Raw genomic sequence first — 18,914 nt, 5'->3', positions numbered from 1 at the left:
GGACGCCTGGACGAAGTGGAGCCGCCATGACTGCCGACGCAGCGAGCAGCCGACCGCTCGCTCACCCCGAGCGGGCGGAGATCCGGCTCGAAGGCGTGCTGCACGCGCTGTCGGACCCCATCCGCCTGCTGATCGTCCGGCAGCTGGCCGGCGACGGTGCGGGCGCGGGCCCCGGGCTCTCCTGTTCGCAGATCGAGCTGCCCGTCACGAAGTCCACGAGCACGCATCACTACAGGGTGCTCCGCGAGAGCGGCGTGATCCAGCAGATCTACCGCGGCACGGCCAAGCTGAACGAGCTGCGCCGCGACGACCTGGACGCCCTCTTCCCGGGGCTGCTCGGCAGCATCCTCGGCGCGGCCGCCGCCCAGGCCGAGCGGCCCACCGTGCTGCGCTGACTTCCGGGCGGCACCGCAGGTCAGGCGGCACCGCAGGTCAGGCCGCGCCGCGCGACGCGGCCGTCCAGAGTCCCGGCCAGTCCGGGATCTTCACCGGGCCGCGGCCGAGCGACGTGCCCAGTTCCGCCTCGGCCCGCTCGATCGCCTGCCAGCCCGACCACTCGACGGGCCGGAACCCCGCGTCACGGAGCGCGGTCAGCGGGTCGTCCGGCACGTCCTTGCGTACGAGGTCGGGGGCGTCGTCGAGCAGGGAGAGCACCGTCTCCTTGGCGCAGGGGCGGTTGGTCCCGATGACGCCGGTCGGGCCGCGCTTGATCCAGCCCGCCACGTACTCACCCGGTGACGCCGCGCCCGCGCGCAGCACCCGCCCCGCCGTGTGCGGCACCGTGCCCCGCTCCGGGTCGAACGGAAGCCCGTCGATGGGCACCCCGCGATAGCCGACCGAGCGCAGCACCAGCTGCCCCGCGATGTCCTCGTACCGCCCCGAACCCGTCACCCCGCCCCGCCCGTCCGGCAGCGTCCGCTCGAAGCGCACCCCGCCGACGCGCCCCGCCGCCTCCGTCACGGCCACGGGGCGCAGGAAGAAGCGGAGCCGGATGCGCCGGGGCAGGCCGAGGAGCGGACGCTCCGCCCAGCCGTGCATCACCTCGATGTTGCGGCGGACCGCCGCGGGCAGCCCCGCCGTGTCGGCGTACGCCGGATCGAGCGCCAACTCCGTCGGATCCACGACGACTTCGGTGTCCGGCAGCGAGCCGAGCTCACGCAGCTCCTTGGTGGTGAAGCGGGCCTGCGAAGGGCCGCGCCGCCCCACCATGTGCACCTCGCGGACCTGGCTCTCGGCCAGCGCGCCGAGCGCCGCCTGCGGCATGTCGGTGGGCCGCAGCTCGTCCACGCCGCGCGCCAGCATCCGGGCGACGTCCACCGCCACGTTCCCGACGCCGATGACGACCGCCGACTCCACGCCCCGTACGAAACCGTCGGCCTGCGCGTCCGGATGGGCGCTGTACCAGGACACGAACTCGGTCGCCGAGTAACTCCCGGGCAGATCCTCGCCCGGCACTCCGAGGTGGCGGTCGGCCGCCGCGCCCACGCAGTACACGACCGCGTGGTAGAGGTCGAGCAGCCGGGCGGGAGGCAGGCCGCCGGGGCCGATCTCGATGCCGCCGAGGAAGCGGACATGGTCGTGCTCAAGGACCGTACGCAGGTTGTTCTGAAGGGACTTGATCTTCTCGTGGTCGGGAGCCACGCCGTAGCGGACGAGGCCGTACGGGCAGGGCAGCCGGTCGAGGACGTCCACGTGCACCCCGGGCAGCCGGTCCTGCTGGACGAGGGTCTGCGCGGTGTAGACCCCGCTCGGGCCCGATCCGACGACGGCGACACGCAGCACGGCGGTGCTCCTTCCGCGAGGCGGCCTCGGGGGATGACTTCAGCATCGCACTCCGTAGCGGGAAGGGGGAGGGGCGGTGCGCGTGCGGCAGTCCTGGAGGCGGGTGGGTTTGGGCCGCGAGCCGCACCGCGAGCCGCACCGCGAGCTGTACCGCGAGCGTGCCGTTCGTGACCTAATGAGATCGCACGGCTACCTTACGTATGTGTCGGAGAGTTCCTTTGTTGACGTATCTGATCACTGTCGACTGAACGAGGCGGGCGGGGCCGATGACGGCCCGCTGCCCCTCCCTCCCTGGTTCCATGTGCGGCTGACCTTCGCGGACGGCGCCGTCGTGGACGCGCGGGCCGTGGTGTCGGAGGGGCGGATCACCCTTGGCGACCTGAGCGCCGGGCCACCGGCCCCGGCGGAGGGCCGCGCCGGTCCCGCCGTGACCGGCCACTGGAGTGAAACCGGCCACTGGAGTGACAACGCCCCGTCCGCCGACCCCGCCGCCTGCGCGGGCGCGCCCGCCCGGCATCGCGCCCGCCCCTCGTGGCCGCGCGGACGCGAAGGGCGCAGGCTGGTGGCCGAGGCCTATCGGGCGGCGCAGGGCGAGGGGCGGGATCCGGTGCTCGCCGTGATGAGCGAGACCGGGCGCAGCCGCCGCAGATCGCTCAAGCTCGTCGCGGCCGCTCGCGACGCGGGCTTCCTGCCGCCACGCCACAACCGCCCCTAGGGACTTCCGCAACGAACAAGGAACGCCCCGGACACGCGCGGCGGCCGGACGTGGCGCTGCCGCCTCGACCGCCGCGCGAAGGCACCGCTCAGCCGCGCACGAAGTGGAAGATGCCCCACGTCAGGTGCCCCTGTCGGCCCCCGTCGATCCAGTGGCCGAGGCCCTTCTTCATCTGGGCCAGATAGTCGTGGCTGATCTGCCGGGCCAGACCGTCCGCCTCCTGCCGCGCCGTCTCCTCAAGTACGCGTGCGTAGTGCGTGGTGAGCTGTTCGGCGTGCTCCTCGAAGCCTCCGTCCGTGCCGTCGGCCGGGGTGAAGCCGAGCCTGGACAGTTCGCGCCGGTAGAAGCCGGGGGAGCCCATGTCGTCCAGGTGGATACGGTCGAGGATCGGCTGGAGCACACCCGCCGGGCAGTCGTCCGCGGCCATCGGGTCGGTGAAGATCAGGTGGCCGCCGGGCCGGAGCACCCGGGCGATCTCCTCCAGGACCCTGACGCGGTTTCCGCTGTGCAGGAAGGCGTCCTGGGACCAGACGACATCGACCTGCCCGTCGCCGTACGGGATGTCCTCGAAGGAGCCGTCCACGACGTCGATGCGGTCGGTCAGGCCGCGGCCCGCGTTCAGCTCCTTGTGGCGCTGGTTCTCGACCTCGCTCAGGTTCAGCGCGATCACCCGGCAGCCGTGCCCCCCGGCCAGCTGACGGGCCGAGCCGCCGAAGCCCGAGCCGAGGTCGAGGACCACCGACTCCCCGGTCAGAGGCAGTTTGCCCGCCATCCGCCGGACCGTGCGACGGCTGGCGTCCGCGATCGGTTCGCCCGGATTTTCGTAGAGGCCGATGTGGATGTCCTCGCCGCCCCACACCTTGGCGTAGAAGGTGTCCGCGTCGTGTGAGTTGTAGTAGCTGCGGGCGGTGCCGACCGCACCGGTGTAGCGGCTGTTCTGCTCGCTCTCCGTCCGGTATTCCTTCTCCGCCACATGCACGAAGAAGTCCGGCTGCTCGCCGCGGTACGTGTGCTGGAAGTCTCCGTACGTCTCCACCCGCTGGAAGCCCACGTCCGTCATGAGCTTCCTGGTGTACTCCTTGCGCAGCGGGAACATGTTGAGGTGGTACACGGAGTCGTCCGGGAACCGGTACCGCATGCGGCACAGCCCCTCGTCGACGTATTCCGGCTCCACCGCGACGTCTTCGCCGCAGTAGTAGTACCTGTGCTTGCTGGTGTAGCCGTCGTCCAGGATCGCGTCGTAGTTGCGCTGGTCGAGGACCAGGATGCCGTCGTGCTTGAGCATCGCGTAGAACTCGGCGAGCGCCTTGCGGCGGTCGCGCTCCGAGAACAGATGCGTGAAGGAGTTGCCGAGGCAGACGATGGCGTCGTATTCGCCGTGCACATCGCGGTTGAGCCAGCGCCAGTCGGCCTGGACGACCCGCATGATGTGGCCGCCCTTCTGCATGCCGTTCGCGAAGGCCATGGACAGCATCTCGGCGCTTCCGTCGGCGCTGACGGTCTCGAATCCGGTGGCGAGCAGGCGCACCGAGTGGAATCCGGTGCCTGTGGCGACGTCGAGGACGCTTCGCACGCCCCGCTTGCGCAGCAGGTCGATGAAGAACGTCCCCTCGCTCTCCGCCCGCTTCTCCCAATCTATGAGTGAGTCCCACTTCTCGACGAAGCTGGGTACGTATTCCTCCGTGTAGTGCCCGGTTTCTCGTACTTCGACAGGGTTGTCGCCGAACTCTTGGGCCGGTTGCACGATGATGGAGAACCCTTCAATTGTGGGGATTCCGCTCTTATGCGCCTCGTGTTCGGGCAGTGACCGGCCAGCCCGGGTGTGTCCGGGGTGACTCAGGTCGAGGTGTTGAGAGCATCGCTATCCACCATCGAAGGCTTCATTCCTCCAACTGCCGTATACATGGCGCACGTTGCGGAGTCCTCACATCTCCCGCATCCGCCCGATCTCCGCCGTCTGCTGCGCGATCACATCGTTCGCCATCTCCTCGACCAGGATGTTGTTGCCGTCGGACAGCACATCCGTCGCCATGGTGACCGCACCGCTGTGGTGAGTGATCATCAGCTTCAGGAAGAGTTCGTCGAACGCCTTGCCCTTCGCGGCGCGCAACTGCTTCAGCTGCGCCTCCGTCGCCATCCCCGGCATCGTTCCGTGGTCGCCGTGCCCGTGCTGCTCCTGCTTCTTCTTCGCGCCGCCGTGGTTCTTCAGCCAGCCCTTCATCGCGCCGATCTCCGGGCGCTGCGCGGCCGTGATGCGGTCCGCGAGACGCTTCACCTTCGCGGACTTGGCCCGGTCCGGGGCGAGTTCGGTCATCTCGAGGGCCTGCGCGTGGTGCGTGATCATCATCTGGGTGTAGCTGAAATCCGCCGAGTTGGGCGTGTCGTCGTCGGATCTCTGCTTGGCGGCGTCCTCGGCGGACATGGTCGCGGCCTTCTCACCCGGTTTGCCCGGAGCGATCACCGAAGGGCCTGGAGCCGCCTTCTTGCCGGAAGCTGACCCGTCGGCGGAGTCGGAGTCGGACGTGCAGGCGCCGAGTGCGAGGGCGGCTGCCGTGACGGCGGCCGTGAGGAACATGGCTGTGGCGGGCGTACGACGGTTGAGCACGGCTGCCTCCTGTGGCGCGCGGGGGAGTTGGGGACCGTCCTAGCACGCTTACGCGCGTGAGTGATCAAAAACTTTCATTACAGGTACGTTGCCATCTGTTGATCTGTGCATGATGAGCACGATACTGCGTGGTGTCCGTGAACCGTTCAACTGTGAACGGCGACTAGGGAGGACGCAGTGACCCTGTTGAACAACCCCCGAACACGGCGCAGACGCTTCGGCGTTGGCGCGGCCGCGGTAGGCCTGCTGGCCACGCTGTTCACAGCGGCGCCGGCCGGCGCGACCCCCGATCCGGGAGACTCGCCCGCCGCCCCCAAGAGCGTGTCGAAGAGCGATCGCGCCGAAGCGAAGGAAGCGATCAAGAGCGGCGAGATACCGGCGCCCGACGAGATCGTGCACTCCGACAACATCAAACATCTGGCCAACATCCCCAAGGACGTGCTGCCGGGCACCAACTCGGACCTCGCCTTCCAGGGGAAGTACGCCTTCGCCGGCAACTACGACGGCTTCCGCATCTTCGACATCAGCAACCCGAAGAAGCCGCGGACCGTGTCCCAGGTCCTGTGCCCGGGATCGCAGAACGACGTCTCGGTCTCCGGCAACCTGCTCTTCCTCTCCACCGACTCCTCGCGCAGCGACAACTCCTGCAACAGCACCACGCAGCCCGCGACCGAGAAGTCCTCGTGGGAGGGCATGAAGGTTTTCGACATCAGCGACAAGGCGAACCCGAAGTACGTCTCGGCCGTCGAGACCGCCTGCGGCTCGCACACGCACACCCTGGTGCCGGAGAAGAAGAACGTCTACGTGTACGTCTCCTCGTACTCCCCGAGCGCGACGTTCCCCGACTGCCAGCCGCCGCACGACGGCATCTCCGTCATCAAGGTGCCGCGCGCCGCACCGCAGAAGGCGGCGGTCGTCGACTTCCCGGTGCTCTTCCCTGGTGAAGGCCCCGACGGCGGCGGCAACCCCGGCGGACCCACCAACCCCGGTGTCTCCAAGACCACCGGCTGCCACGACATCACCGTGCTGCCCTCCGAGGACCTCGCGGCAGGCGCCTGCATGGGCGACGGGATCCTGTTCTCCATCAAGGACCCGGAGCACCCGAAGGTCATCGACCAGGTGCAGGACAACGTGAACTTCGCGTTCTGGCACTCGGCGACCTTCAACCAGAAGGCGAACAAGGTCGTCTTCACCGATGAGTTGGGCGGCGGCGGTGCCGCCACCTGCGACGAGGCCACCGGTCCGAACCGCGGCGCCGACGGCATCTACGACATCACCGGCAAGGGCGACAAGCGCAAGCTGGTCTTCAAGAGCTACTTCAAGATCCCGCGCCACCAGGCCGCCACGGAGAACTGCGTGGCGCACAACGGCTCGGTGATCCCGGTCAAGGGCAAGGACCTGATGGTCCAGGCCTGGTACCAGGGCGGCGTCTCCGTCTGGGACTTCACCGACTCCTCGAAGCCGAAGGAGATCGGCTACTTCGAGCGCGGTCCGCTCAGCGCCGACACGCTCGTCACCGGCGGCTCCTGGTCGGCGTACTACTACAACGGCTATGTCTACTCCAACGACATGGCCAAGGGCTTCGACGTCCTGAAGATCGACGACAAGCGGACCGACCCGGCTGAGCGGGTCCGGCTCCGTGAGCTCAACGTCCAGACCCAGCCGGACTACTTCGACTGAGCGGACCGCGTCGCCTGCGCGGTCTGATCCTCGACCCGCGCATGTGTCCCCCCGGGCGGCTCATCGCCCGGCGGGACCCCCAGCTCCCAGGCAAGGCCGTACCGCTGGAACAGCTCGGCCCGCAGCGCGGACGCCGGCATCGGCGCCCCAGGCAGCAGCACCGCGAAGACCGCGCCCATCAGCAGCGCGCGCAGCAGCGGATAGTCGGTGTCCACGTCGGGCGAGCCATGCCGTACGACGGTGTCGCGGAGCAGCTCGGCGAGGCGCTGCTGCTCCGGGCAGCGCACGAAACCCTCCGCCTGCAGGATGCCCGCCATGTGCGTGCGCATCAGGACGGGCTGGTCCCGGGCCAGGCCCAGGATCGCGTCGATGGCGCGGGCGAGCAGCTCGTCCCCGTCCGTGGTGCGCGGCTCGCGTTCGAGCGCGGCCTCCAGGGTGCGGTGCATCAGGCGGTGCACCGCCGACTGCAGCAGCTGCCGCTTTCCGGGGAAGTAGTACGACACCAGTCCGCGCGCCGATCCGGCGCGGTCCGCGATGTCGGCGAGGGTCGTCGCCTCGTAGCCGCGCTCGCCCACCAGCTCGACCGTCGCCTGCAGGAGCCGCTCCCGAGAACGCCTTCGCAACTCTTCATTGACCGATGGGCTACGCGGGGACATCCTGTAACTCCTGCGTTGACTGGCTCCGAGCCAATATACTCAGTGCGTCCCGGGCCAAGACCCCCAGTGGGCCTGTCATGGTCCGGTGCGACCTGGGGCAGGCAACACCGCGGGGGAGTGTTGCCTGCTCACAGGTGCCGATCGGCCGAACCCTCCTTACAGTGGGCCGGGGGGCCGAGGAGGCGTACTGAGATGGATCAAGAGCAGATTCTGTCCCGGATCTCGTCGATGGTCGACGACGAGCGGACGCTGCGGGACTCCCTGGCGTCCGGAGCGATCGACGAGGCGACGGAACGCGCGCGGCTCGCGGTGCTCGAGCGCGAGCTCGACCAGTGCTGGGACCTGCTGCGGCAGCGGCGCGCGAAGGCCGAGTTCGGCGAGAACCCGAACGAGGCGCGGGTCCGGCCGACCGCCGAGGTCGAGGGCTATCAGTCCTAGCGGTCGTGTACGTGGTCATCCACGCGGCCATACAGACGGCCATCCACACGGTCATCCACCGGACGCACGCCGAGGAGCCGGCATGGGCGCCGAACGAGGAAAGCCGTACCGCGGCGATCTGATCACCGTCACCTTCGACGCGCGGCGGTGTCTGCACGCCGCGGAGTGCGTACGCGGGCTTCCGCAGGTCTTCGACACCGGGCGCCGCCCCTGGATCTCCCCCGACGCGGCCCCCGCGGACGAGGTCGCCGAGGTGGTGCGCCGCTGCCCCTCCGGGGCACTCCAGTATCGACTTGCCGACGGCACGACGGAGCGGCCGGACGTCCCCACGACCGTGCCCGAGACGCGCGTGATGCTGTGCGGCTGCGGAGCGAGCGGGAACCAGCCGTACTGTGACCTCTCCGGGTCCTGCAAGGCGTAGTGGGCGAGACGGCACCCCGGCTGCCTCAGGCCTGGTCGACGAGGTCGAGGACCGGGCGCAGTCCGTCCGGGCGCCGGTCCACCGGCAGATGGTCCACGAAGTGCACCGCGCAGCCGAGCGCCGCCGCGCCGCCGTCCGCGTGCCGGTCGTCGCCGACCATCAGGGCGTCCGACGGATCGACGCCGAGTGTCTCCAGGGCGTGGGCGAACAGGCGCGGGTCGGGCTTCTGGACGTCGTGTTCGTACGACAGGGCGTACGCGTCGACGTAGCGGCCGAGGCCGTGGGCGCGGACGACGGGCCGCAGATCCCAGCCGATGTTGCTGACCACGGCGACGCGGACGCCCCGCGAGCGCAGCCCGGCGAGCACCTCCACCGCGTCGGCGTAGGGGCGCCAGGCCTCCGGTGTCATGTGGCGGTCGTAGAGCGCGTCGTGCAGCCGCGGATCGGGGAGCGTGACCTCGCGGGACAGGCCCGTGTACGCGGCGCGGTGCCGGTCGGCGCTGCGGTCGCGCAAGGCCCACAGCTCGGTCAGGTGCGCGGGCACGGCGGCGGGACTCGCCCCGCCCGGCAGCGCTCCCGCTCGCTCCAGATCGGCCGCACAGCGCTCGACCTCGGCCTCGGGAAGGGCCATCCGGGCCTCCCGCAGCACAGCGCGCAGCCAGGCCCCGGTGGACTCGACGCGGAACAGCGTCCCCGAGAAGTCGAAGAGTGCGCCCTTGATCGTCATGGGAAGGATCCTCCGGGAACGGCCGACCGGTGGTCAAGTTCCGTTGTCCGGAGGGAAATTCGCCGGGACGCCGGGCTGCTGCTGGGCTGATTCGGTGGGGGAGCGGGCTGGGAGGTTGTGCAAGTGCCGTCGTCCGTGCGGGTGTTGCGTCTGCTTGTCGGCCCGTGTGCCCCTCCGGTGCGTGTGCGTGTGCGTGTGCGTGGGGGGGGCGGGGGTGTCGTGCTGCGGGTCGCTGGGGTGGGGGCCGGTCGGGCTCAAGTGGTGTTGCTTGTGCGGGTGTTGCGTCTGGTTATTGGTCCGTGTGGCCCTTCGGTGCGTGTGCGTGTGCGTGGAGGGGTCGGGGTGTCGCGTGGGTGTCGTGCTGCGGTTCGCGGGGGTGGGGGCCGCTGCGGCTCAAGTGGTGTCGTTTGTGCGGGTGTTGCGTCTGGTTGTCGGTCCGTGTGCCCTCCGGTGCGTGTGTGTGGAGGGGGGCCAGGGGTGTCGCGCGGGTGCCGCGTTGCGGGGTCGCAGGGGCGGGGGCCGGTGGGGCTCAAGTGGCGTCGCCCGTGAGGGTGTCACGTCTCGCCCTCGGCCCGTGAACCCTGCCAGTACGTGTACGTCGCCACCGCCACGGCCACCATCAGCGCGCCGAGCAGCCAGCCGCCGACGACGTCCGACGGCCAGTGCACGCCGTTCCAGATCCGCGTCAGGCCGACCCCGACGACGGAGACCACGGCCAGCGCAAGCCCCGTGCGCCAGGCGGCGGGGCCCACGCCGTACACGCGAAGGAGCCACAGGAGCAGTCCGCAGACCACCGTCGCCGTCATGGCGTGACCCGAGGGGAAGGCCGCGTACTGGGCGGAGTCCACCGGGTCCGGCCAGGACGGGCGCGGCCGGTCGACCGCCGCCTTCAGCCCCTGCTGCACCACCGTGCCCACCGCGCACGTGGCCGCGATCCACAGCGCGAGCCACCACGCGCTGCGGAACGCGAGCCACACCACCGTCACGGTGCACAGCGCGCGCATCGTCCACGGGTCCCACACCCAGTCGGTCAGGATGCGGCTGGCGTGCGTGAGGTCGTCGTGCGCGACGGCCCAGCGGTGCGTGGTGCGCGCGATGTCGCCGTCGAGGTCCATCAGCGGGCGCCACTCCAGCTCGACCAGGAGCAGCAGCAGGACCGAGGGGACGCACAGCAGCGCGGCCACGAGTGCGGCGCCGGCACCGGGGGGACGGGGCGGGCGGGGCGGCGGGGCGAGGGGTGCGGCGGGGTGCATGGGGTGATCCTCGCCGACCGGCGGCGCCCGCGGCCATCCCGAGGTGCGGCGCGCCACGCGAACCGGTCAGCCGCGCTCGGCCAGGCGCCGCGCGATCCGCTCAGCCCAGCGCGCGCAGCCCCGGCACGAACGTCACCAGGAGGGGAACCACCGGCACCAGCGCCGCCGCAGCCGTGAGGCGGAGCCTGCGGGCCGGGGTGAGGCGCGGGCGGGCGGAGAGCAGCCGGTGCACGCGCTGCGGCACATGCGCCTGCGGGGTCGGGCAGGGGCCGAACACGCCCCGGTCCTCGTTGAGTTCGACCAGGGCGAGGGCGATCGTCAGGCGGCCGAAGCGGCGTGATGCCACGTCGTCGGCGGCCAGTTCCACCAGGCGGTGCATCTCGTCCCGGAACGCGGCGAAGACCGGCACCTGCGGGAAGCCGACGGCCAGCGCGCCCGAGCAGTGCAGGAGCCAGTCGTGCCTGGCCTGCGCGTGGCCCTGCTCATGGGCGAGCACGGCATCGAGCTGACGCCCCTTCAGACGGCGCAACGCCGCGGTGGTGATGACCAGTTGGGGAGCGGTGTCCGGCAGCCACCAGGCGTCGGGGCGCTCGCCCTCCAGGACCACGAGACGGTCCGCGCCGGGCTCCTCGCCGGGCAGCAGCGGGGCGCGCAGCAGCAGTTCCGTACGCCGCTTGCGGCGCCGGGCGCGGGCCCGCGCGATCTCCCGGGTCAGCATCGCCGCGGTCCATACGCCGCCGAGGGCCAGCGTCACGGCCGTCGCCGGCGCCCAGGAACCGCCCGCCCCCAGCGCGTAGGCCTCCACCACGTCGTTCGGAGCGGGGGCGAAGACATGGCCCCGCACGGCCTGCCACGCGGCGGCGGCGCTCAGGACCATCGACAGGCCGCAGCAGAGCAGCACACCCGCAACGACGCACTGCCACGCCCACAGCGCGACGATCGGCTCGCGCTCCGGCCAGTCGGCCCGTGCGAGAAGGCGCGGGGCGATGACGGCGGTGAGGGCGCCCAGCAGCAACAGCGCAACGGGGAGCAACATGTGTCAACCCTATGAGGGCGGCGCTACCGGACGGTATGGCCGGCCGCCTCAAGTGACGCACGCCACGTCCCGCCGGGGATTGGCCGCAAGGGGATCGGCTACAGGGTGAGCAGCATCGCGAGCATGGCGATGCCCATGGACAGGCGGCACACCATCGCCAGCTCAGGGCGGTCGGCCCACCCGATGACGGTGCCGCCCCCCTCTGCCGCGAGCGTCCGCACGGGCAGCAGGCGCACCCCCGACCAGAGGACGTACCCCGCGAAGTAGAGCAGCAGCGTGCCGGTGAGGACGGGGGTGCCACCGCCGCCGTGGCCCGCGTGTGCCGCGGGCGTCGCGGTCATGGCCAGCGCCATGTAGACCATGGTGCCCGCGCCGACCAGGTGGTGCAGGTGATGCGGATCGCGCCGGGCCGCCCACAGCGCGCGCAGCGCGGCGGCGCCGAACACCGCCGCGTAGACCGGCCAGGTCCAGCGCGGCGGGGTCAGTACGGCGGCGGGCACGGCCATCGCCGCCATCCCGAAGCCCATGAGCGCCTCGCCGCCCGCGGTGCGGCGCTGTTCCTCGATCCTGCTGCGCAGGCGCAGCAGACAGTAGGACCCCGTCGCCGCGCACAGCGCGACGAGCAGCCAGCCGGCCTGCACCGGTCCGTGCACCGTGCACCTCCCCGATCGACCGATCGAAGCCGTCGTCGGGTCGATGCCCGGGCCGGGGGAGTCGTATGCGAGCGCACGGGGGTACGCCGGGAGCGCGGCGGGGGCGGAGCGCGAGATGTTTTCCAGGTAAAACACTTGCTAATGTTCTCCGTATGAGCAGCACACCACCCCCCGAGGCCCGCCCTTCCCGACCCCCGCTCCTGTCCACCGCCCGCCGGCTCCCGCTGGCAGGTGTGCTGCGCCTGGCCAAGCCCTCCGACATCTGGTTCAAGCCCGCGTCGAGCGTGGTCGTCGCCACCGCGACACCGAATCTGACGCTCCTCGCGCTCGGCCGGCTCGACCTCGTGATGTACACGATGGCCGGATCGTTCTGCGCCCTCTACGCGCACAACCTCCCGTACGCCGCCCGCGCCCGAGCCCTCGCCGGGGTCGTCGCCGGCATGCTCGCGAGCGTCGGCATCGCCATGATCACCGCCTCGCTCACCTCGTCGGCGGCCGTCCTGGTGGCCGTGGGCGCGCTGCTCGCCGCCGCCCAGAAGACGCTCTGCGACGCGACCCGCATCGGCCCGCCAGGCCACCTCATCTTCACCTTCATCAGCTCGGCCACCCTCTTCGCGCCGCAGCACCTGGCGCAGGTCCCCGGCCACCTCGCGCTGACCCTCGCGGCGGGCGCCGTGGCCTGGCTGGTCGGCATGGCCCCCGCCCTGCTGCGCCCGCACGGCCCCGAACGGCGGGCCACCGCCCACGCCCTGCACGCCGCCGCCGCGTACGCCGAAGCCGCGGGCCCCGGCCGGGTGCGCGCCCGCGCGGGCGCGGCCGCCGCGATCCACGCCGCCTGGCAGTCGCTGCTCGCCACCGGCGCCCGCACGCGGCCGCGCCGCGCCCTCGAACTCCTGGTGATCCAGGCCGAGGAGGCCCTTGCGGCGCCCTCGGCTGCGGATCCCGCACGGCTGCGCTCCTGGGCGGCAGGACTGCGCGGCACCGGAGCCGTCCCGCTCCCCGATCACGTACGACCAGACGCCGACGCCGAACTGCAGGGCCTGGAGGCCGAGTTGGCGGCGGAGCCCGCGAAGAGCCCGCTGTGGCGCCGCCTCGCGCCCGGATCGCCGCTGCTGCCCATCGCGCTGCGCACCGCCGTCGGCTGCGCGCTCGCGGGGTACGCGTCCCTGGCCCTCGGCATCGGCCGCCCGTACTGGGCGCTGGTCACCGCCGCCTCGCTCTACCAGGCCAACGTCACGCTCACCTGGAGCAGGGGCGTGCAGCGGGTGGTCGGCAACCTCGTCGGCGTGCTCGCCTTCGCCGCGATCGTGCCGGTGGCCCACCTCGGGCACGCCGCGCTCATCGTCTGCTCTCTCGCGCTCGCCTTCGGCGCGGAGGCGCTGATCACCCGCAACTACTGGCTCGGCAGCGTGTGCGTGACGCCGATGGCGCTTCTGGTGACGGAGTTCGTACGCTTCCAGGAGCCCGGCGGTCTGATCCTCGACCGGATCGTCGACACGCTGGTCGGCGCCGTCCTCGGCATCGTCGCGGCGATCCTGGTCACCAACCGCCGCGCCGCCGACCACATCGAGCTGGCCATCGACGCCACGGACCGCGCCCGCGCCCACGCCGAGCGGACCCTCGCCGCCCCGTCGCCCACGCCCGGCGCCCTGCGGCAGGACCGCCGCCGCCTCACCGCGGCCCTGGTCGAGCTCCGCACGGCCGACGACGCGGCCGCGGGCGAATGGTGGCAGCGCGCCCTGCCGCGGCAGCGGGTGCTCGTCGCCGAGCAGGCCGGACACCGTACGCTCGCGGCAGCGTCGTCGGCCGTGCGCGGCACGGGAAGCGGCGCCGAGAGCGTAGGAGCGGGCCGGTCGTGACGGCCGGGGCGAGAAGGAACGGCGAGGGCACGGGAGCATGACGAACGGGAGCGGTCCTGGCGCGGCGGGCGACACCGTCGCCGCAGTGGTGCGCCAGTGGCAGGCGGTGCGGCCGGACATCGACACGGCACCGATGGAGGTCATCGGCCGCATCAACCGCTGCGCGGCCCTCCTCCAGCAGGCCGAGGACGCCCCGCTGCGCCGGGTGGGCCTGACCCGCCCCGAGTTCGACCTCCTGGGCGCCCTGCGCCGCACCGGCCACGAACTGACCCCCGGCGAACTCGCCCGCGAGACCTTCTCCTCGGGAGCCGCCGTCACCAAGCGCCTCAAGCAGCTCCAGGAGCGCGACCTGGTCGACCGGCGCGTCGACAGCCGGGACCGCAGGGTCTCCCACGTACGCCTGACCGATGAGGGAAGGGACCTGGTCGACGCGATCCTGCCCGATCAGCTCGCGTACGAGACGGTGGTCCTGGCCGGGCTCGACGCGGACGGGCAGGGGCAACTGAGCGGACTCCTGGGCGAGTTGCTCGCCCAGCTCGAAGGGCGTCTGGGCCTGTCGCGGGGGTGACGACGATCCGGCTAGGGCGCGTCCTCCACCGACGCCGCCAGCAACTCCCGTGTCTCCGGCTCCACATGCTCGGCGTAGTACTCGTGCAGCGCCGACCGGCCCAGGCGCGCGGCGAGGGGGCCGTCGCCCGCCGCGATGGCCGCGAGGACCTCGCGGTGATGGGCGATGGAGCGTTCCATCCAGGCCGCCGTGTCCGACACGCCCGCGATCTTCTTCTCGATGACCTCGACGACCGCCTCGTGCACGGCCCGCGCGCACAGGCCGAGCAGCGAGTTGCCGCTCGCCTCGGCGATCGCCCGGTGGAAGAGCGCGTCGGCCTCGCTGAACGCGTGCAGGGACGCCGGGCCGCCGCTGAGTGACTCCATACGGGCGATCTGCTCGCGCATCCGCTCCAGGTCCGCCTCGCCGTGCAGCCGCGCCGCGAGACGGTTGCTCTCGGCGTCGAGCACCATGCGGAACTGCACCAGCTCGCCGAGGGTCGACACGCTGGAACGGGTGAGCCGGCCGAGCGCCTGGCTGAGATTGTCGGGAGAGACGCCGAGGACCTCCGCGCCGAGCGGATCGCCGGGGCGCGAGCGGATCAGGCCCGCCGACTGCAGGACGCGCAGCGCCTCACGGACCGTGGAACGGCCGACACCGAACCGGTTGACCAGCTCGCGCTCGGCAGGAAGCCGGGAGCCGGGCGGCAGATCGCCGGCGAGAATCCGCTCCTCTATCTGCTCGGCCACCCGCTGGTAGGCGCGGACCGGTGTGACCGTCTTGAACAGGTCGGTGTCGTCGGCGGCCATCGGCCCGCCCCCTCCGCGGTACATAGCTGATAGGCGATGTCGGCGCGGTAAAACCAAGATCTGATGGTTGACCCGGCCCTGAACGTGGAGGCAGAGTACGGGAACTCAACTGGTCTGACCAGTCGACTGGCCTTGTGGTCGGCCGACTTGGAGGTTCCATGCATGCCAGCTCAAGCACGCCGCTCGCGACGCCCGCCGTCGATGCCGATGCCGCCGTCGCCTTCACCCAGGACCTGGTCCGGCTGCGCACCGTCAACGCGACCGGAGCCACCGAGGTCGAGCGGCCGGCCGCCGAACTCGTCGCCCGGCTCTTCGACACGTTCGGCTGGACGTACGACGTCGTGGAGATCGCGCCGGGGCGGCCCAACACCGTCGCCGTGATCGAGGGCGGGGGCGGCGCAGGACCGACCCTGATGTTCGAGGGGCACATCGACGTCGTCACGGAGGGGGATCCCGCGGACTGGAGCGTCGATCCCTACGGTGCGGAGATCCGCGACGGCAAGCTCTGGGGGCGCGGCTCGGCGGACATGAAGTCCGGTGTCGCCGCGATGATCTACGGCGTACGCGCCCTGCAGCTCGCCGGGCCCTTCCCCGGCCGGATCGTCATCGGCGTGCTGTGCGACGAGGAAGGCCTGATGCTCGGCGCGAAGGCGTTCGCCGGCACGCCCCTGGCGCGCGAGGTGGACGGTGTCATCGTCTGCGAGCCGGAGGGGTACGAGGTGTGCACGTCGGCCCGCGGCGGCATCCGGCTCCGCCTCGACCTGGACGGGGTGATGGCACACGGCTGCATGCCGCAGGAGGCGAAGAGCCCGATCGTCGCCGGGGCGCGGATCGTCGAGGCGCTCGCCCGCGTCCAGACCTGGGCCGAGGAGCGCTACGGAACCCACCCGCACGCGGGCAGCGTGACGGTCACGCCGACCGTCCTGCACGGCGGCGACCCCGACCAGCTCAACGTGATTCCCGCGCACGGCATCGTCGGCATCGACGTGCGCACCGTCCCCGGCACGGATCACGCCGAACTCATCGAGTGCGTAAGGGAGTTCGCAGCCGAGGCCGCTTCGACGGCCGGTGTGGATGTCACCCTCACCGTCGTCGACGACCGCCCCGCGATCGAGCTTCCCGATGACCACCCGGTGGTCACCGCCCTGGTCGAAGGGCACCGCCAAGTCCACGGCGCCGCGCCGCCCTTCGGGGCCGTGCCCGGCACCACGGACGGCACCATCCTCACCCGCGACGCGGGCCTGCCGACGGTCGTCTACGGACCGGGCGGCAAGTGGATCGCCCACCAGAAGGACGAGTTCGTGGAGGTGCGGGAGATCGCCGAGTACACCCGGGTGTACGCCACCGCGGCCCACGCCTTCCTCACCGGAGGCGCCCGATGACCCACCCCGGCTCGATGACCCACCCCGACGGACTGCCCGTCGGCGACGGCTCGGCGGCCGCGCCCGAACACCGGGCCGTGCGCTTCCCGTACGACGGCAGCGAGATCGGCACGGCTCCCGTCGGCGACGCGGAGCTCGCGGCGCGGGCGGTCGAGCACGCCGCCGCGATCCGCGGACAGGTCGGGAGGCTGACCGCGGGCGTGCGGCGGCAGGTGCTTGCCGGGGTCGCCGACGCACTGGCCGAAGCGGCCACGGAACTGGTCGGCCTGCTCGTCCTGGAGACCGGCAAACCGCTGGTCGACTGCCGGGTCGAGATGGCACGGACCGTGGCGACCTGGCAGTCCGCGGCGGACGAAGTGGCCCATCTGCACGGCGAGACCGTGCCGTTGGACCTCCAGGCGTCCGGGGAAGGCCTGTTCGGCTTCTGGACCCGGCGGCCCGTCGGCGTCGTCGTCGGCATCGCGGGCTTCAACTACCCGGTCCTGCTCGCCTCGCACAAGATCGCCCCGGCGCTCGCGGCGGGCTGCCCGGTGATCATCAAACCGGCGCCCGCGACACCGCTCGCCACCCTGCGGCTCGTCCATCTCGTACGTGAGCGGCTGATCGCGGCGGGTGCGCCCGCCGGGGCGGTACAACTCGTCACCGGGGACGTGGCGGTCGGCCGCGTGCTCACCACGCACCCGGAGGTCGCCGCGGTCTCCTTCACCGGGTCGGCGGCCGTCGGCCACCGCATCGCGCGGGACGCCGCGCCCCGCAAGACGGTCCTCGAACTCGGCTCCAACGCCGCGCTCGTCGTGGCCGCCGACGCCGATCTCGACGCCGCGGCCGACGCGGTGGTGCGGGGCGGCTTCTACGCATCAGGGCAGGCCTGCATCTCCGTACAGCGGGTGATCGTCGTCGACGCGGTCGCCGGGGAGTTCGAGAAGAAGCTGGCGCGGCGGCTCCCGGAGGTGACCGTCGGCGACCCGCGCGAACCGGGCACCCGCGTCTCCGCGCTCATCGACGGGGCGGCGACGGAGCGGGTGCTCGACTGGGTCGGGCGGGCGCGTGCGGCCGGAGCCCGGCTGCTGGCGGGCGGGGAGCGCACGCCGGACGGCCGGTGCGTCGCCCCGACCCTGCTCGCCGACGTCCCCGACGGCGAACCCGCCTGGGACGAGGAGATCTTCGGCCCCGTCGTCTGTCTGCGCACGGTGCCGGACCTGGACACCGCGTACGACGTGGTCAACGCGAGCCGCTACGGCCTGCACGCCGCCGTCTTCACCCGCGATCTGCGGGCCGCGCTGCGGACGGTGGAGTCGCTGGAGGTCGGCGGTGTCGTGGTGAACGAAGTACCCGGCTATCGCAGCGACATCGCCCCCTACGGCGGCGTCAAGGACTCGGGGACCGGCCGTGAGGGCCCGCGGTTCGCGATTGAGGAGTTGACGGTGACGCGGATGGCTGTCATCCGGGCCCCGTAAGGGGCGCGGGGAACTGCGCGACCAGCCACAGACGGCCCGCGGAATCTCAACGGTCCGCTTGTCCGCACACCAAGAGAGGCAGCACCCCATGGACTACGGCAACCTCTTCCGGCTCGACGCACACCGCATCGCGGTAGTCGGCGGCGCAAGCGGCATCGGCCGCGAGGCGGCGCGCGCACTGGTCGCCCAGGGCGCGCACGTCATCGTCGCCGACCGGGACGCGGAGGGCGCCGCGCGGACGGCGGCGCTGGCGGCGGACGGGGCGTCGGCAGGCGACCGTCCCGGCACCGCGGTCCCCTGCACCCTCGACGTGCTCGACCCGGACGGGGTCCGCGCCGCCGTCGCCGAGTGGGGGCCGCTCGACGGGCTCGTCGTCACCGTCGGGGCCAATGTCCGCAAGCGCATCGCCGATTACACCCTGGAGGAGTTCGACCGGGTCGTCGCGCTGAACCTGCGGTCCTACCTCACGCTCATCCAGGCCGTGGCTCCCGGCATGGCCGAGCGCGGGCGGGGGAGCGTCGTGGGGTTCGCCTCGATGCGGGCCTTCCAGGTGGAGCCGGGGCAGGGGGCGTACGCCGCGTCGAAGGCGGGGCTGATTCAGCTGCTGCGGACGGCCGCAGCAGAATGGGGGCCGCAGGGCGTGCGGTTCAACGCTGTCGCGCCCGGCGTGGTCCGTACCCCGCTCACCGATCAGATCGCCGCCGACCCCGCATGGTTCGATGCCTACACCCAGGCCTCCGCGCTCAAGCGCTGGGCCCGCGCCGACGAGCTCGCAGGCGCCGTCGCCTATCTGGTGTCGGACGCGGCCACGTTCGTCACCGGCAGTGTGCTGACCGTGGACGGTGGCTGGACGGCGGTCGACGGGCGTTACGACCCCTCGGTGTGACGTTCGCG

General features: G+C 71.9%; 19 protein-coding genes. 10 read left to right on the top strand and 9 right to left on the bottom strand.

All coding sequences use genetic code 11. The features are described from left to right. The first annotated feature begins 26 nt into the window (after positions 1–26). Entirely contained in the window at positions 27–395 is a 369-nt protein-coding gene (locus ACFWY6_RS05650) for an ArsR/SmtB family transcription factor (RefSeq protein ID WP_384686704.1), read from the top strand. A gap of 37 nt (positions 396–432) precedes the next feature. On the opposite strand, the gene ACFWY6_RS05645 is transcribed toward ACFWY6_RS05650, so the two are convergent. Then, positions 433–1,782 (bottom strand): FAD-dependent oxidoreductase, encoded by a 1,350-nt coding sequence (locus tag ACFWY6_RS05645; RefSeq protein ID WP_384686702.1) that lies wholly within the window; start codon positions 1,780–1,782, stop codon positions 433–435. Positions 1,783–1,984: 202 nt separating this feature from the next. Here ACFWY6_RS05645 and ACFWY6_RS05640 point away from each other — a divergent pair, with 202 nt between their 5' ends. Then, positions 1,985–2,497 (top strand): DUF6214 family protein, encoded by a 513-nt coding sequence (locus ACFWY6_RS05640; protein ID WP_384686700.1) that lies wholly within the window; start codon positions 1,985–1,987, stop codon positions 2,495–2,497. Positions 2,498–2,585: 88 nt separating this feature from the next. Here ACFWY6_RS05640 and ACFWY6_RS05635 read toward each other — a convergent pair whose 3' ends face one another. Then, positions 2,586–4,241: a methyltransferase domain-containing protein gene (locus ACFWY6_RS05635; protein WP_384686698.1), complete on the bottom strand. Its 1,656-nt coding sequence runs from the start codon at positions 4,239–4,241 to the stop codon at positions 2,586–2,588. A gap of 180 nt (positions 4,242–4,421) precedes the next feature. Beyond that, the gene (locus ACFWY6_RS05630) at positions 4,422–5,102 is read right to left on the bottom strand and encodes a DUF305 domain-containing protein (RefSeq protein WP_384686696.1); all 681 of its coding nucleotides are present in this window, start codon (positions 5,100–5,102) and stop codon (positions 4,422–4,424) included. 177 nt (positions 5,103–5,279) lie between these two features. On the opposite strand from ACFWY6_RS05630, the gene ACFWY6_RS05625 reads away from it, so the two are divergent. Then, on the top strand, positions 5,280–6,782 hold the full coding sequence (locus ACFWY6_RS05625; RefSeq protein WP_384686694.1) for an LVIVD repeat-containing protein: 1,503 nt from the start codon (positions 5,280–5,282) through the stop codon (positions 6,780–6,782). Here the strand turns inward: ACFWY6_RS05625 and ACFWY6_RS05620 are convergent. After that, positions 6,770–7,438 carry a TetR/AcrR family transcriptional regulator gene (locus ACFWY6_RS05620; RefSeq protein ID WP_384686692.1) on the bottom strand — a complete coding sequence of 223 codons (669 nt, stop codon included), beginning with the start codon at positions 7,436–7,438 and terminating at the stop codon, positions 6,770–6,772. The two genes, ACFWY6_RS05625 and ACFWY6_RS05620, sit on opposite strands and share 13 nt — an antisense overlap. Before the next feature lie 192 nt (positions 7,439–7,630). Between ACFWY6_RS05620 and ACFWY6_RS05615 the strand changes: the two genes are divergently transcribed. Then, on the top strand, positions 7,631–7,876 hold the full coding sequence (locus ACFWY6_RS05615) for a DUF2630 family protein (protein ID WP_360771156.1): 246 nt from the start codon (positions 7,631–7,633) through the stop codon (positions 7,874–7,876). 82 nt (positions 7,877–7,958) lie between these two features. Continuing rightward, entirely contained in the window at positions 7,959–8,297 is a 339-nt protein-coding gene (locus ACFWY6_RS05610; RefSeq protein ID WP_384686689.1) for a (4Fe-4S)-binding protein, read from the top strand. Between the two features lie 25 nt (positions 8,298–8,322). On the opposite strand, the gene ACFWY6_RS05605 is transcribed toward ACFWY6_RS05610, so the two are convergent. From ACFWY6_RS05605 to ACFWY6_RS05590, 4 genes are all read right to left on the bottom strand, one after another. Further along, positions 8,323–9,024, bottom strand: coding sequence for an HAD family hydrolase (locus ACFWY6_RS05605; RefSeq protein ID WP_384686687.1), 702 nt, complete (start codon positions 9,022–9,024; stop codon positions 8,323–8,325). Between the two features lie 554 nt (positions 9,025–9,578). Next, on the bottom strand, positions 9,579–10,277 hold the full coding sequence (locus ACFWY6_RS05600) for a phosphatase PAP2 family protein (RefSeq protein ID WP_384686685.1): 699 nt from the start codon (positions 10,275–10,277) through the stop codon (positions 9,579–9,581). A 100-nt stretch (positions 10,278–10,377) separates the two neighbouring features. After that, positions 10,378–11,313 (bottom strand): M56 family metallopeptidase, encoded by a 936-nt coding sequence (locus ACFWY6_RS05595; RefSeq protein ID WP_384686683.1) that lies wholly within the window; start codon positions 11,311–11,313, stop codon positions 10,378–10,380. Between the two features lie 98 nt (positions 11,314–11,411). Further along, on the bottom strand, positions 11,412–11,966 hold the full coding sequence (locus tag ACFWY6_RS05590) for a DUF5134 domain-containing protein (protein WP_384686730.1): 555 nt from the start codon (positions 11,964–11,966) through the stop codon (positions 11,412–11,414). Positions 11,967–12,118: 152 nt separating this feature from the next. On the opposite strand from ACFWY6_RS05590, the gene ACFWY6_RS05585 reads away from it, so the two are divergent. Next, the gene (locus ACFWY6_RS05585; protein ID WP_384686681.1) at positions 12,119–13,825 is read left to right on the top strand and encodes an FUSC family protein; all 1,707 of its coding nucleotides are present in this window, start codon (positions 12,119–12,121) and stop codon (positions 13,823–13,825) included. Between the two features lie 37 nt (positions 13,826–13,862). After that, complete coding sequence (locus ACFWY6_RS05580; protein WP_384686679.1) at positions 13,863–14,393, top strand: MarR family winged helix-turn-helix transcriptional regulator; 531 nt, start codon at positions 13,863–13,865, stop codon at positions 14,391–14,393. 11 nt (positions 14,394–14,404) lie between these two features. On the opposite strand, the gene ACFWY6_RS05575 is transcribed toward ACFWY6_RS05580, so the two are convergent. Beyond that, positions 14,405–15,181 (bottom strand): FadR/GntR family transcriptional regulator, encoded by a 777-nt coding sequence (locus ACFWY6_RS05575; protein WP_384686677.1) that lies wholly within the window; start codon positions 15,179–15,181, stop codon positions 14,405–14,407. A 158-nt stretch (positions 15,182–15,339) separates the two neighbouring features. Between ACFWY6_RS05575 and ACFWY6_RS05570 the strand changes: the two genes are divergently transcribed. The 3 genes from ACFWY6_RS05570 to ACFWY6_RS05560 all read left to right on the top strand — a co-directional run bounded on the left by ACFWY6_RS05570 (position 15,340) and on the right by ACFWY6_RS05560 (position 18,906). Further along, positions 15,340–16,563 (top strand): M20 family metallopeptidase, encoded by a 1,224-nt coding sequence (locus ACFWY6_RS05570; RefSeq protein WP_384686675.1) that lies wholly within the window; start codon positions 15,340–15,342, stop codon positions 16,561–16,563. Next, positions 16,560–18,020 (top strand): aldehyde dehydrogenase family protein, encoded by a 1,461-nt coding sequence (locus tag ACFWY6_RS05565; protein WP_384686673.1) that lies wholly within the window; start codon positions 16,560–16,562, stop codon positions 18,018–18,020. Before ACFWY6_RS05570 ends, ACFWY6_RS05565 begins: the two co-directional genes overlap by 4 nt. An 88-nt stretch (positions 18,021–18,108) precedes the next feature. After that, complete coding sequence (locus ACFWY6_RS05560; RefSeq protein ID WP_384686670.1) at positions 18,109–18,906, top strand: SDR family NAD(P)-dependent oxidoreductase; 798 nt, start codon at positions 18,109–18,111, stop codon at positions 18,904–18,906. The last annotated feature ends 8 nt before the right edge of the window (positions 18,907–18,914 follow it).

It is taken from the genome of Streptomyces sp. NPDC059037, assembly GCF_042740015.1.
GTDB lineage: Bacteria > Actinomycetota > Actinomycetes > Streptomycetales > Streptomycetaceae > Streptomyces.
The sequence above is the reverse complement of the archived record's forward strand: the minus strand, read 5'-3'. Positions and strand labels throughout refer to the sequence as shown.